This is a genomic window from Pseudomonas sp. Leaf59 (assembly GCF_920984685.1).
Classification (GTDB): domain Bacteria; phylum Pseudomonadota; class Gammaproteobacteria; order Pseudomonadales; family Pseudomonadaceae; genus Aquipseudomonas.
Window position 1 is genome coordinate 151755 of sequence record NZ_CAKLBR010000001.1, and the last position, 14469, is coordinate 166223.

Annotated in this window: 9 protein-coding genes; 6 read left to right on the forward strand and 3 right to left on the reverse strand. The window is 53.6% G+C overall.

All coding sequences use genetic code 11. The annotated features are described in order from the left end of the window. The first annotated feature begins 513 nt into the window (after window positions 1–513). Entirely contained in the window at window positions 514–1446 is a 933-nt protein-coding gene (locus LUB09_RS00530; protein ID WP_231421263.1) for a cupin, read from the forward strand. A gap of 700 nt (window positions 1447–2146) precedes the next feature. On the opposite strand, the gene LUB09_RS00535 is transcribed toward LUB09_RS00530, so the two are convergent. From LUB09_RS00535 to LUB09_RS00545, 3 genes are read right to left on the reverse strand one after another with little or no spacing between them, the layout of a single operon-like run. After that, the gene (locus LUB09_RS00535) at window positions 2147–2764 is read right to left on the reverse strand and encodes a hypothetical protein (RefSeq protein ID WP_017279715.1); all 618 of its coding nucleotides are present in this window, start codon (window positions 2762–2764) and stop codon (window positions 2147–2149) included. A 5-nt stretch (window positions 2765–2769) separates the two neighbouring features. Beyond that, entirely contained in the window at window positions 2770–3585 is an 816-nt protein-coding gene (locus tag LUB09_RS00540) for a hypothetical protein (RefSeq protein ID WP_231421264.1), read from the reverse strand. Between the two features lie 49 nt (window positions 3586–3634). Next, entirely contained in the window at window positions 3635–4804 is a 1170-nt protein-coding gene (locus tag LUB09_RS00545; protein WP_122243100.1) for a PDDEXK-like family protein, read from the reverse strand. A 357-nt stretch (window positions 4805–5161) separates the two neighbouring features. Between LUB09_RS00545 and LUB09_RS00550 the strand changes: the two genes are divergently transcribed. The 5 genes from LUB09_RS00550 (at window position 5162) to LUB09_RS00570 (ending at window position 14391) form a co-directional block, all read left to right on the forward strand. Then, entirely contained in the window at window positions 5162–7393 is a 2232-nt protein-coding gene (locus LUB09_RS00550; protein WP_231421265.1) for a sugar kinase, read from the forward strand. A 1-nt stretch (window position 7394) separates the two neighbouring features. Then, window positions 7395–9359, forward strand: coding sequence for a hypothetical protein (locus LUB09_RS00555; protein WP_231421266.1), 1965 nt, complete (start codon window positions 7395–7397; stop codon window positions 9357–9359). A 3-nt stretch (window positions 9360–9362) separates the two neighbouring features. Further along, complete coding sequence (locus tag LUB09_RS00560) at window positions 9363–10361, forward strand: hypothetical protein (RefSeq protein WP_231421267.1); 999 nt, start codon at window positions 9363–9365, stop codon at window positions 10359–10361. Between the two features lie 683 nt (window positions 10362–11044). Then, on the forward strand, window positions 11045–12229 hold the full coding sequence (locus LUB09_RS00565) for a hypothetical protein (protein WP_159957525.1): 1185 nt from the start codon (window positions 11045–11047) through the stop codon (window positions 12227–12229). Continuing rightward, window positions 12226–14391: a hypothetical protein gene (locus LUB09_RS00570; RefSeq protein WP_231421268.1), complete on the forward strand. Its 2166-nt coding sequence runs from the start codon at window positions 12226–12228 to the stop codon at window positions 14389–14391. Before LUB09_RS00565 ends, LUB09_RS00570 begins: the two co-directional genes overlap by 4 nt. Window positions 14392–14469: the final 78 nt, after the last annotated feature.

Sequence of the window (14469 nt, forward strand, 5' to 3'; positions counted from 1 at the left end):
AAACCTTGAGGGGTTTTTCCTGAAGCTCACCTTCGAACGCTTCGAAGTTGTGTTGTTTGGAGTGCGCGAAGGTGAGATGTGTGCATTCACCTGGAACGTCGAAAAGTATGTGGCTGGCGACGATAGTAACGTGCGTCATCAGTGTGGGCTTTTGGCTGACGGCGTCATGGTTGGCCGGAGTGAATGAGCCGTGGGACGCGCACTGTTATTTTGCTGTTCTATATCCGGCGTCCCTGGCGCTCACACTGACGCTGGGTCTGCTGTTTCAGAAACGCGGATGGCTGGCGGGCCCCATCGTAATGTTCGGGCAGATTCCGTGTGTGATGATCACATCTGAAACCGGGCCGCTATTGGCAGTTGGCATTGTGTATTGCCTGTTGCTTTCGATCCCGGCAGTGATGCTGTGGTGGGTGGCTCGCGTTATCTCTCGACGCTTCACCGCTCCAGCGGGTTAGGCTGCATTAAGCGTCTACGCTGAGAAAATCTCCTGGGCATAAGAGTGAGGTGACCCGAATGAACAGCGAATCCACCCCGGACAGGACCCGTACCGACCCAATCGACGCCGAGTATTTCGAATACAGCAAAGCAGCCAATCCGATCAGCGCGAACTTGATCACCCGAATTCCCTATCAGAGCTTCCCGGCTTCGCTGTATGACAGCGGCCCCTCCAGGGTAGTGCCACTGGACCTCAGCGAAGCCCTGGGCTGCGAAGGCCCGGCGACTGGCCCTGGGCTGTGCGCGAACTTCATTCGGCTCAACGCCGGCGATACCCTCACCTTGCAGCCCAACGCGACGTCTCAAGTGCTCTATGTAATTGCGGGGGAGGGCCGCGTCGTTCAGGGCGAGCATGCCATTCAATGGTCCAAAGGCTGCTTTATCGCGCTGCCTGGCCTGCACGAGGCACGTCTGACTGCAACGCAGGATGCTCGGTTTTACTACGTGCACGATGAGCCGCTGTTGCGCTACCTGGGCGTAACGCGCAGCAGTGATCGCTTTGCGCCGACGCTCTATCCCGCAGACGTGGCGAACGCGAAACTGCGTGAAGCGGCCGATGACCCGCATGCGCAGGACCGCAGCCGCATCAGTATCCTGTTGGGTAATCGCAACTTTCCACAGACCCGCACAGTGACTCATGTGCTGTGGGCAATGTATGGAATTCTGCCAGCAGGGTCGGTGCAAAAGCCCCATCGGCATCAGTCGATTGCGTTGGATTTCATTATCGATTGCCCTGTGGGGTGTTACTCGCTGGTGGGCACTGAGCTGGATGCGGATGGGCAAATCCGCAACCCGGTGCGAGTGGACTGGTCACCTGGCCTGGCGTTCGTGACCCCGCCAGGGTACTGGCATGCGCACTTCAATGAGGCAGACACGGAGGCATTCCTGATCCCGATTCAGGATGCGGGGCTGCAAACGTATTTGCGGTCGTTGGATATTCGGTTTAGTTGAGCGGCTTGGGGGTAGTGCGAATAATTGCGCGGTGCGTTCATGTTGCCTGATACATCATTTAACAAGTGGGCGATGTTAGATGTTCATAAGCAGATCAGCATCCCAATAATACTGGCTCAGTGGCCCTGAAATGAACGTAACTGTTCATCGCTTGGTGTTCATAGACCTAGCTTTCCCGTCATTATTCTCGTCACCCCGAGCTTTATCCGTCCATCCAGTGATGGTGGAGGTATGCTCGACGGCGGCACGGGATGCGCTTGCTTGGTGTTTCGTGATCGAATATGTCATATAGCCGCTATTGGATTTTGTTGCAGCGCCACCGCTGCATCGATTGGACTAATAGCGGTCATTCGCCTGCTCACTTGAAACGAACCGAAGCAAGATGCAGCGCGTCAAAACGGCGGGCTTCCGGCAGATCGTATCCATGGGGTACGGAAGTGAAGTGTCTACGAAACTAAGAGCGATTCAACATACCCGTTTGCCTATCCCTTATCTCAAAGGGGGGAACGGTGTCCTGTCTTTCAAGGGGGCTCGTTCAATGGATAACCCGTTGTTGAGCCCGTGGGGATTTTTCGGTGCGTTCATTCAACTAGCTTCCTGCTGGTGTTTTTGCGTAACCGCAGCCGTTCCGACCTTCGTACGTTTCGGCTTCAACGGAGAAAATCGGGAGGGTAGGGTTCAATTAGCCCAAGCTCAGAAATCAAATTTGCTGATCAAGCTTATCCGACGCGCGCTTTCTCAGCCCGTTCAAGGCGGTGCGGATGGCGTTCTCATCGGTGCATACAGATAAGTCCAAAGCCTCTGCGTAGGCGCGATAGCCAGGATTGCCATCACATTCGAGTACCTCTCCCATTGCTGGATAGTACGTCAGGTCCCAGACCTGGCTACGCCAGTTGTATGGCCCTTTGTGGGGTTCCAGGCATTGGAAGATATAGATGCGCAACTCGCTTCGGCTGTTCTCGACGATTGATGCTTCTTCGGCGTTCTCACCATTGCCCGTGTCGTTCCGGACCCAAACGTCGAACAACAGATCACCCTTCTCATGGCAATGCACGGGATCCTCCTGCCCGCCGTTACGAAGCCATAGCACGGACACGTCGTTGAACGGCAGAAAACGTTGTCCTGCGCTGTTGCTGACCTCTAGTCCATCCAGGCTCCGGGGCACACGATTTCGCGGTATCTGAGAGTAGTAATCGGCGCCCAGTTCCTCACGTATAAAGCCCAGTAGCTCAAGAATGCGCTGTTGATAATCCGCCAGCAGGCGATAGGCTTTGCGTACATCCAGAAGAGCGCTGTCGATTGAGGTTTCAGTGGCCAAGTTAGTCAGCTCCAACGTGCAATGGGGAATTGGGTAATTTGAATAGAAGGTGCAGAAAGGTCTGATAGGAAGCGGGATGTCGCTACGCGGCTCGGGACTCGCTTGGCGCTAACGGTTGCGGGCGCGAATATAGGGGAGCGCGTGGAGTCGATCGATACCGGGGCCAGTTGACCTAACCAGCGCCGAGGAAGAATACGCAGCCCATGCCATTCGTAAGCGGCGGCAATATCATCCAGCAGACGCTGAAGGCCTGGAGATGAGTCCGTCGATGCGTTGGAAATCGCTGCTTCTAGAGCCTGGAACAACTGATACCAACTGCAGCACGCCAACTCGTAATCTGAGCCTGCCCCGGACAGTTCTCTCTCGATTTGGGACTCCAGCTCAGAGGTGCTTTTCTGCGTGTAATTTTGAAGGCCACCAATGGTGAGGAGTATCGAGCCATCACCCAGGTGTTTGCCTGCCCAACCAGCCCGCAACTCATTTGCCAGTTGTACAGCGTATTGCTGTTGGAGATCGTCGTGGCGCTTGGCTTCAATCAGCAGCGTACGCTCCGAGCCGTACAGCACCACATCGGGTTCGACACGTCGTTCGTCAAGCCACCATGATGGCCAGAACTCGAAATCCTCCAAGGTGCCAATTGATCTGTCTGGTCCCAACAATTGAACGAAGAAGCTATCACGCACAGATTCGGGTAGGTAAATCAGTCGCTCGACTATGGTGGCGGTAAGGATGTCTTCCGCCCCGGTGGCATCTCCCAGGCTTGAATGCCTACCTTCAACGCCGCTACCTCGGCGCTTGCCGTTCAATATTGCAGCGAGCATGTTATCTCCAGCCTGAAGCGCCAAGGGGTTTCATCGTGCGATGTGAGCATCAGCGCGATCCCGGTAGGGTAGGGTCTAGAGCCCGATCGATCTCTTCAAGGCAGTCCCGGATTTTGCTCAGCGCCTGGTTGTAATGCGCATCCGTCGCCTTGTCACCCAGGTCAAAAATGCACCGTTCATGTTTAACCTGGTAGCCGCTTGAAGCCACATAATGCCCAGCCCAGTCAGGAACCTCCCGCGGGCTTGAAGTGAAGTTGGGTAGGTGTCTTGCCAACTCGGTGGTATCAGCGGCAAGGAAGTAAGGAAAAACACCAAGCCAGGTGTGCTTGTACAGTTTGATCCAGAGACCGTCGGGCCATTCTTTTACCCGTACGTCCAAGTCATGCCGCTTTTTGTCGACATTACATATTGGCCTCGTTTCGATCCTGCCGGCCCAGTCGGCAAACATAGGCGCGGTTTTAACCTCGGTTTCCAGCCATTCGAAGCGCTCTTGCAGCTTGCGATTCTGGCAATAAACGAAATGGTCGTGGATATGACCATACGCCTCTTCGTTTTGCTGGAAGATCTCCCAGCACAACTGTTTGAGCTCGGTGTTTCCCGACATGGTCTTCTCGATGTGAGCGACAAACTGATGGATAAACGGGAGGGCTTTCGGATCTACGCTTGTCTGCTGACGTAGCAGCTCGGCCAGTTGTCCATAGGATTGGTAGTAGACCGGGGTCGGGGAGTCTGGATCGATCGTCGGAGACGCCCGGCCTTTGGGCGTCAGGTACACCAGCGCCCTATGGGTATAGTGGGGGAACAGGTCCTGCAATGCTTTCTGGTAGCGGGCGACCTGACGGCTCTGGTCCAAGGCCCATATCTTGTTTTCGATTGCGATCACCAGTTTGAGGGACGGGTAATCGAGCAAGATATCGATATGTTCAAGTTCCCGTGTCACGTTCGCGCGCACGTCAGCAGTGCTTGAAAGTACGGCTTCCGGGAGGGGGTTGCGCTCGCAACGGCAGCCGAGAAGCGACCTTACATAATCATCTCTGAAGGCGCTGCCCATGCCATGGGCTTCACGATCGTTCAAGAGCGAGGCAATGATGTTCGAGTGGACCAGCTCCCTTGTGCTCACGCCCATGGCTTTGAAAAGATCAAAAGCCTTGGTATAGCCCGTCAGGGTATTAAAAGCTTCAGATGCGGACATTGCTGCTAGATGTTCAGGGGCGTCCATGTCGATGTTTCTCTATAAATAAGGCTTGTGCAGTCCGACTTGCCTGCGCTCGCAATGCCAATGTGTCTTTGTGCGAATGACGGTGGTTGACTACTTGAGCAGAGCAAGCTGTAGAATTCTGCCGCGCCATGAGGCGAATAGCCAGTATTGTGATGGTGCTCTCCCTGAGCAGATTTATGGGTGCCTGATGAGAACGATGCGTTGAACCAGACCTGCGTAATGTACAAGCTCAAACCTTTATGATTCGGAGCTTCTGCCAGTCAAGCTTCTCGCGAGTCCGCCGATACCCTTGCGGCAGACGTATGTCCGCCGCAAGGGTCTGGCGTCTAACTTCAAAGATGAACCGAGGAAGAAACAATGGCGATGGAATCACCTGCGCTCCTGCTGACCGATCTGAACAAGGCACTGCGTCGTCTACGCGGTGCCTGCACCGACCTTGGTAACGAGGAAATCGACGAGAAACTGCTTGAGGTGATGCGCCGCCTGCTACTCGCCGAGGTACTGGGAAATACCTGGATCGTTGTGATGGGCGGCTCTCAGGGCGCGGGCAAGACGACGCTGATGGCGAGCATCTATGACCTGCGCGGTGATGGGCCGAGGTGGCTGCAGAGCAATGAGGGCCGTGGCGAGAAAATGCCGGTACTCATCCTTGAGATAGAGGGCCTCGAGCGCGCGCAGGGATACGTTCGCAGGCTGGTTCCGGACGCGGCATCGCAGGGCTACAGGCTGGATGACTTCGAGGTGGATGTTCCGGAGTTCCAGCGCGCCATCTGCGACCCCAATGCCGAGGATCTGCTGCCGGTCCTGAAAGTGCCTCGCCGCTACTTCAAGCGCGATAACCAGGCGTGGTTGCTGCTTCCGGGGTACGAGAAGCAGGAGCGCGACAACCGCGCCTGGCAAGAGCTGATGCGCCAGGCGATGATCGCGGCAGGTGGCTGCATCATCGTGACCGACGAGACGCGCATGGCCAATCAGCAGCAGCTCGAGATCGTCCGGGACATGCTCGAGAACGAGCTCAAAGGCTGTAAGCCGTACATCGTGGTCTCCAAGACCGAGCCCCATCGCAACGATCCCAAGCGGCAGGCCGATCTGCGCTCAAGCGCCCAAGCGACGTTCCAAGTGGCGCCCGATCTGGCCGAAAGAAACATCATTCTGAGCGGCACCGACGACGTCGAGTACATTGAACAGTGGATGCCCCACCTGCGTCGCGCCATAGACGACCTCAACTTCACTGGGGAATCGGATCGCCACTTCCAGATGAGTCATCTCTCTGAAATTGTGGGTAAGGATTTGACACGGGTGTTGAATGCTATCCGCAGCAAGGCGCGACTCTATTTCACGAGTGACAAGGCAAGTGGGATTGATGGTGCTGAAGTGCTGGAAGAGGTTTTGGGCCGGTTCGATGAGGCAGCAGCGGAGCTTCGGAGCCAGCATCATCAGCTTGTGAGCGAGCTGGCTGGGGAGGCCTTTTCCAAAGCGTCCGATTCAATGAGTGCTCGGCTCATTGCCGATCACGAGGGCTTCGGCAACTGGTTGTCGAATGCCTTCGATACCACCAGCCAGACCAGAATGAAGATGCAGGATCTGGTCCAGGGATCTTGGCGAGAAGCGGCGCCGGCGTTTTTTCACAAGTACTCGCAAGGCGTATCGTCGTTAACGGCGAGCAAACTTGAGCGAGTGCCCTTAGAGAAATCGGGGGAGGGCTCTCCCGCGCGGTTGCCACAGGCGAAATCCCATAAACTGATCGAGATGGGCTTTGTGCACGCATCGGGTCAACCCGTTCGTTTCGAGAAGCTAACCCCTGAAGCGCTCAGTGATATCAGCATCCTTCTGGGCAATGGCCACCGGGAGGACTGGCAGGCTAATCAGGATGTCAGCAAACAGGTGGGTGCCAGTGCCGAACTGATCCCTGCGATGTCGCTAGAATACACCCGGCTTCTCTTCGCTGTGCCTGAGGTCGTTGGCGTCAAGCAGGACTTCGTACCCATCGACAGCACGTCTGGCGCCAATGCCGTCTCAGCGAGTGTCGAGAACCTCAGGACAGGCGTCGAGCTTGGCAAGACTGCTATTCGTTCGCTCGCCACCGTGTTGGCGGTAGACGTGGTCAGCGATGGAGACTCCGACATACTGGGCGCGCTCTTCGGCAAGACGGCTGGCGCGGATGCGGGGGATGCGGCTGATGCAGGCGATTCAGGATCGGAGACCAAGCTTCCGATGCCGCTCACGCTGCACCCTGCTGCAGTGGCGGCCACCGCAGTCGTCGCGGCTGCGTATCTGACAGGCGTGGCGGTAACACGGATTCGCAGCATCGAGAAAGCAGCAAGCGCCCAGGCGAGGGTCATGCTCGGCACCGTCCATGACCACCATGTTGAAAATCTTCGCACGTCCTTCGATGAGACCATGGCCGTGGCGCGCGCGCGCGTCTGCACGAGGCTGCGTGCCCGCTACCGCATGGACGAACTGCTGATGCGCAAGGACCGGCTTGCCAAAGCCATCGCCGATGTCACCTCGATCACCAGTGACTTGCGCTACGAGTTGGACTCGTCGGCTTCTGGCTTGCAACTGTTCATCTCTGACCGTGGTGTCTGACATGGCCAAGCAAGCCGTCATGGACCATTGGCACGCTCTGCAGGCACATCAGTCGGACTGGGCGTTTCGTGCCTATGCGCGGTTGATCAAGACGTTGAGCAAGGACGTCCAGGAAAAGCTGAAGCTCAAGGAGGAAGTGGCCGAGCCCTACGTGGTCATATTCGGCAAGACCCAGGTCGGCAAGACCACGCTGCTGCTCGACCTGATGGGCATCGACCCGGCCCAGTTGGGGAGGATCTCGCAGATCATGCGTGGCGGGCGCGAGGTGGGCAAGTCGGCGACGGCCACCGCCATGGAGTATTGCCGCTCAGCCAACGGCCGCTGGGGACTGACTCTGCGCTCGAAAACGCGCTGGTTTGAGGCTGAAGCCGACGTTACCCGGGCGCTTGGCCGGCTCAGGGAAGACATGGAGGCCGGGCGACTGGTTGCCGATTCGCCCTGTGTGGTGCATATCCCATCGTCATTCTTTGCCAGCCGGGCCGCCGAGGGGCCGAGCATCCGTATTCTGGACCTGCCAGGCGACAACCCTGCCAACGCTGCAGAGCAGGCACATGTGAACCATATGGCGAAGACTTATCTGCCCTTCGCTGACCTGGTGTTGCTGGTTGGCCGGGGCGATGATCTGGGCTTCCTGCGGCCTGAGGCGCTGACGCTGCCTGGAATCGAAGACTGGCAGGCCATGCCGCACCGTTTTCGCATTGTCACAACCTATTCGTACTTCGCACAGTCGATCAAAGACGCTGCTCGCAAGGATGCGAAGTTCGATGCTTCGAAGTCTCGGCGCCGTCTCATCCAGCAAATCGAGCTTTTTGGTCGTCTGAGCGACCAGGCCCAGGATGAGCACCTGTATTTTCCACTGGAGTTCGGCACCAGTTGGATGAGCATGCAAAATAGTGAGCCGGAACTGCATGCCCGGATCGCTCCGTTGATTGCCGGACTGCGCAGCGAGTTGCTGGATCAGATCTCGCAGTCCACAAGTCCGGTTGGCCGCCTGCGTAGTACGCTCGATAGTCACTTGGGCGTCGGGTATATCCAGAAGAAGAAGACCGAGGCGGTTCAGCTGACCATTGAGCGGCTGGAAAGCAAAAACACCACGCTTTTGAGCGAGATCGCCATCTGGACCGCAGCGATCAAGAAAGCGCAGGATAAGTTGGGGACGGCATTACAAGACTTGCATACCAATACATTGGTAGATGGCATGGAGTTGATCGAGCACGCTGCCTCGAGCCCAGTGTTCATTGTCTCCGGTAGCTATCCTCCCAAGGAGGGTGCGATCAAGTCTGACTGCCAGACGCTCAGGACGTTGGTTAATGACTATTACAGGCTACTCAAGGGGATGCGCCTGGAGGTCAAGGGCAATCCCCGATTGTCGAAGTCGTGCGCGTATTGGGAAGGCGTGCGCAGGCTCGTGAATGAGCCTGGCTTGCGGGTGATTGAGGATATTATCGACGACGCGTTCAGTTCAATTCGCTACACACTCGCGGCCTACACCTTCGATACCTATCTATTTCCACCAAACTATCAAAAAGACTTGAGGAAGGTTCACAGCGCAGGCAGCGAAGCCCGGCACGAATTGGTCCGCTTGTGGAAAAGACATTGGCTCGGGGCATTGACCGCGCTTGACCAAGAGTTCAAACGTGACATGAAGGCGCTCGAAGCCAGCCTCGAACTGCAGCGGCACGAGCAGATGCTTCTGATCAAGCAGCGCGAGCGAGTCGAGCACGAGATCGCCCTCAAGCACGGCGAGTTGAAGCGCATTGCCCAAACCTCGCAACAAGACCTCGATCGGTGCAAACGCTTCGTTGACTTGCTCGACGAGGAATACCTTGCCGAACTCAGCCAGCGGATGAGCTTGGCGATGAGTGAGCAAGATGATTGTGACGCGTTACTGCAACTGCTGGCCTGTACGCAGTTGAGCAACCAGCGGGTAGAACTGATGAGACTAAGCCAAGATGGCCGGGCCTGAAAAATGAGTACAGCTACAGAGATTCAAAACAAAGAAAAGACCCTTGCCGAGTTGATGGTTAAGATCCTGAAGGAGCCGCTCAGCCCACTCGAAACCTCGATCAAGGCACTGAGTGGAGACCTTGCGGACACACGAGATTCTATCACCGAGATCAACGACACCTTGGGCGCCTCCGCGGACGATGGGGAAAAAGCCACGAAGTCGTTGCTGCAGGCGTTGCGCAAAATTCGCGAAGAAGACGTCCCTTCGTTGCTCACCAAGCTGCAGAAACACATCACCGACCAAAGCGCGAGTGACGCTCGTGCAGTTGAGGCCTTGCTCGAGCAATCTACGGCCGTCCACACATCTAGCGTGCGCTCGACTGAGGCCGTGCTGCTCGAAGTGCTCGCTGGGGCGACCCGGCAGCAGGGGGAGCTGGCGCGGTCGATCGAAGCGCTGCGTCCGCACATCGAAAGCTCGGCCGCTGAAGTGTCGCGCCAGTTGTCGTCATCGCATAGCTCAAGTGTCACTGATTTCGAGGCAGCGATCGTTGGCGTCGGCGTTCGCATCGCCCAGCAGCAGCAAGCTTCGCAGGAAATCCTCCTGGCAGGGCTGGAAGCCCTCCGGTGTGAAGACCAAGCAGCCAAGATCGAGCACGCCGAGGTGGTGGAAAAGGTCTTGAAAGAAATTGCGTTGAACCTGGAATTCAGCAAGAGGATAAACTCGGCCTTGGCGGCGCAAGTCACTACCCTGGGCACGGACGTGGCAGGTTTATTCACCCAGCTGTCGACGCAGGTCGAGGCCGTGTCGGCTGAAAACCAACGCTTTGTGCAACAGCTCTCGGCAGCGGCCACGGGCGAGCAAACCGCACTGGTCGCGCTGCTGACCCAGCAGAATGCGGACCTAGCTGCGCAGCTCTCATCCAGCCAGCGTCCTGTGAAAAGACTGACAGTCATCACGGGTGTGTTTTTCGGATCGATGCTGCTGTATGTGGGGTATGACATCTTGCGGAATTTGCTCTGATTTAGCAGGCAGCAATAGCAACAAGCGACCCTTTGGACCCGAAGTAGCGCTCCGCGGAGGGCTGCTCGTGACCAAAAGCACTTGCTAACACCCGAATTAAGCCTTGCCGCGAAGCGGCTTCGGTTTGCGCCTGAATGACCCTCTATCTGACTGTGGTGCTGGATCTGTTTTCTCGTCAGGTCGTTGACTGGTCAATGAAGTCGCATATGACCACTGATAATGAGCTAGCAAGGTGTCTAGAAAATCCGGGGCGATTCAATCTGGCAGCTTCGGAGGCGCTGAGAGCGTGTCTCTGTATGGCTGTACTGTGATGAGCTACTGCCTTTGGTAGTAGGGATCTCCTGAACCGACTGAGCGTGATGGTACGTGGCTATGCGGCTATCTAAGTTTGATTGGGTAAGACAGCGAGGGCTAGAGACAGCTAAGGTGTTGAATTTGTTTGCCCCGCCATCTGGTGAGCCTACTCGATCCCCCCACGACGTTTAGCGGATCAACATTTCTTCGCTGTCTGCTTGGCTTCTACTAGCTTGAATGGTGTATTTTAGTATTCCTTCGCAGCCCGATGAGGCTAACAGGAGCTAGCCTAAGTTATTAAACACTCTAGGCGGTAAGTTTTACATTTTATGATGCGTTGTATATATAATTTGTACGAAAGGCCACCCAATAAATGTAAGGATTAGACGGTGATAAATTTTCCTACGGATCTTACAATTGATAGTTGTGAGGCATTTGTAAATGGCTTGGAGGAAGCCAGCCCAAGTGAGGCGCTCTATCTTCCCTCTGAGTTTAATAATGCCCTGTTTGGTGGGGTGGCCGCTGCAATTCAAGCGATTAATACGTGGGGGCGGTTGTCTAGTTCCCGAGAAATAGTTCTCGGAGGGAACTCCGAAGAAGCTCAAGAATATAAGGATGAAGTAGTGAATCGCCCGCACAAGTTTAATGCGGCGATGCTGGCGAAGAAGATAGTGCTCTCGAGTACAGGGGCAGACATCCGCAAGGATGTGAATATTGCTGCGAGGGGTGCTATTGAGAGTCAAGCAGGAAACAAACATGGCCAGCAAAGAGGTGCACTATGTTGGTTTTCTTTTGTCGACCACAGCTCGAAAGGTTTCGATAAGAACTTTTACACACAATCTTCCGAAGGGGGAGCTATTCCCAGGCAGATTTCTCAGATAGAAAATATAATAAAATCAATGGTGGAGAAATCCATTGGTGTTCTTGGTGCTGCGCAAAAGCTATCAAGTGATGACATGCAGCATCTTGGTCGTATATTTTTCGAGCTGTTTTTGAATACGCATGAGCATGGCTCAAGAGGTCATAGTCGGGACGTATGGCTGAGGCCTGGGCAACGTGTAATTTATAGCAATGGAATAAGTCTTTTTGATAAAGCACTTGAAAAACGCACCCAGCGAGAACGCGGACTTTCAACCTATTTGCAAACGCATCGAGTAGATGAGGTTGAAAAAACCAGATTCATCGAAATAAGCATTATTGATTCTGGGCTTGGGTTTTTTGAACGCTGGTGTGCTGACAAGAACGAGTCGGCCCCTGAGGATGATCTCGGTTACGAGTATTCGATCATCAAGAAATGTTTCAGCGCGCGTCAGACTTCATCCGGTAAGGATAACAAGGGTCTTGGCCTTCCCGTCGTCATGGATCGCTTAACTAAACTCAACGGTTTCATGAAAGTTAGGAGTGGGCGTCTCTCTCTATATAGGAATTTTATTGCTCAACCTTATGCTCCAGGCGATTCGTGTGACTTTTCCGATTGGGTTACCGGGCTTCCTGCCAATGAATCCCTCACTCAATTAGGTTGGGTTTCTGGTGTAGCAATAACATTCTTAATTCCTCTGGAGCCTAAGCAATGAGTGCCGGCTTTGCGTTTCGTTTCCAACATGAGTCCGTAAGGCCTGCTCTCGTGATTTGCTGTAATACGACTGTGTCTTCAGATGAGGTCGTTAAGTCAATAAAAGCAGATGTCGAAAATAATTTGCTTCCGGATCGTGTTTATTTGATAGGGCCGACCGGCCATAGAGATGATTTTGTAAGTCTCTTCAGTAATGATTCATTTAAAGAGGAATTTGAATCATTCGTAGGGGATGTAGATGAACGACTTGTTCCTCTGTTATACGACAGTTGTGGAGTAATAACACGTGCCAAAAACGATTTAAAAATCGAAAAGGGCCTTCGCGACGCGATGATCTGTCAGGGTATGCTTGATATTTTCGAGCGCAGACAAGGGCTTATCACATCCTCGTCAAGCTTCCATTTCTCGAAACCTTCAGGTGATCACTGCAGCGGATTCATACGAGCTTCGAATTTGTTAGTGGCTGGTGAAGAGGTAGCATTCCTTGCTATATCTTTACTTCCTTACTTTTCTGAGGCTCCTGATCGGATCTATGTTGATACGTCGTCGATTTCTTATTTGGTGAGTGTTGCTGCTTTGATGTCCGGTCGCTACAGCGAACGGTTGCCATTAATTGAGAGTTTTGAATCTTACACTGCGCTTAAGAAAAGCTTCGACTTTGTGGAGGCAGCAAGCAGTTTGGTGATTATCTCTGCAACCACAAGCGGCGGGCTTGCTGCAGAGATTCTTAAGAAAAATAATTTCACCGCGGAGCAGGTTATCACACTTTTCTATAGTAAGTTGAAGCCCGCTCAATACGGTATTTTTGATGTGGCTTGCTTGGTCTCTGAAAGCATAAAATCTTTTGCTCCTGAAGACTGTTCTGATTGCTTGAAGGGAAGTAAAGTCATCAAGATCGCGGGCGATCAATTTTTGCCCGAGACGCCTAGTCATGGTCAAGTAGTAATCAAGAAGACAGATTTTACAGCTGATCGACGGAAGTTCTTTGAGGAGTTCGCTGCAAAAAACCTTTTGCAATGGCGTGTGGCTTCCGATCTGGGTGCTGAATCAAGGGAGCACTTTTTTATCGATGTTGAGAATTACTTGAAAGGAATGCCCAAGGGGTTTTCGGAAAAGCTCCATCGATCAGTTAAAAAGTATATCTCTAGAGATGCTGAAAAGATAATTGCGCTTGATGATCCTGGCTCAATTTCTTTGATGGAAGAGGTCAAGAAGATTGTTGGTGAACCTGGAGTTGTCTGGCAGAGCATGTCTGAAGTTGACGAGGATCTGCTTAAAGGTTCTTCATCAGTGGTAGTAATTGCTGGGGCAATCACATCTGGTAGAAAATTGCTCGACGCTTCCAGGAAGCTGCGCTGTATCAGTGATCAATCCTCTATACTTTATTTGGTTGGATTCTCAAAAATTCCTAGCAAGGATGCATACGAGCAACTCCGTAAGGACTTAGAGTTAGGCGGGCGTACCCTGATCGTACTGAGCGAATGTCATATGCCTCGTGTCATCGGAAGTACGAGAACGTCGTGGGACGCGGAGTGTGATTTTCTGAGGGAAATTAGCGATGATTTATCCGAAGATCCAGTTGAATTATCCGACGCTCTTAAAGTGCGCCTTGGGAAATTCGAGCAGAATGAATTTGACTCAGATGATCTATTCTTGCCTTCGCCTTCAGGTGAAGTTCTTAAGTTGAGGGATACGTTTGCCTTCTGGTCAGGCTTGGAAATAGATCATACGACATCTACTCAGGCTGATGTATATTGGACGATTCAAGCGATTTTGCATGATATGAGGATAAAGCCTAATGGCGCAGGTTTGGCTAGCATCTATCATTCAACAGTTATAAGCCCGGCGTGCTTCGATAGATACAATGATGGAGTAATTCAAGCATGTCTTCTCAGGGCGGCTACGGCATCAGAGTTGAACTACTCAGTTAGTGATGATTTTAGTCTGAAGATGATGGACTTTCTGATTTCGGTAATTGAAGGATCAGCTGAGGCGCAAGGTGAGGGGGCGCTTGAGTTCCTGATGGCTATGTGTCTTGGTCACCTCCGTATCAATACCGAACACTTAAGAGAGTTGCTTTCAAGAGCTAAATTGCTTGAAGTGAGTGACGACATGGGACTGCTTTTGAATCAGTTGTCAAAACAGCTGCCTTGTAAGGATTGATTTTAGTATCTCAAGCCCGGCTGATGCAGGGCTTAAGATGCTTTATGCAACTGATGAACCTCGCGTGGTGAATCGCCC

Excerpts from the sequence above, each read along its gene's own strand:
- LUB09_RS00540 (WP_231421264.1), bottom strand. The coding sequence starts at position 3,585 with ATGCTCGCTGCAATATTGAACGGCAAGCGCCGAGGTAGCGGCGTTGAA.
- LUB09_RS00555 (WP_231421266.1), top strand. The coding sequence starts at position 7,395 with ATGGCCAAGCAAGCCGTCATGGACCATTGGCACGCTCTGCAGGCACAT.
- LUB09_RS00560 (WP_231421267.1), top strand. The coding sequence starts at position 9,363 with ATGAGTACAGCTACAGAGATTCAAAACAAAGAAAAGACCCTTGCCGAG.
- LUB09_RS00545 (WP_122243100.1), bottom strand. The coding sequence starts at position 4,804 with ATGGACGCCCCTGAACATCTAGCAGCAATGTCCGCATCTGAAGCTTTT.
- LUB09_RS00550 (WP_231421265.1), top strand. The coding sequence starts at position 5,162 with ATGGCGATGGAATCACCTGCGCTCCTGCTGACCGATCTGAACAAGGCA.
- LUB09_RS00570 (WP_231421268.1), top strand. The coding sequence starts at position 12,226 with ATGAGTGCCGGCTTTGCGTTTCGTTTCCAACATGAGTCCGTAAGGCCT.
- LUB09_RS00530 (WP_231421263.1), top strand. The coding sequence starts at position 514 with ATGAACAGCGAATCCACCCCGGACAGGACCCGTACCGACCCAATCGAC.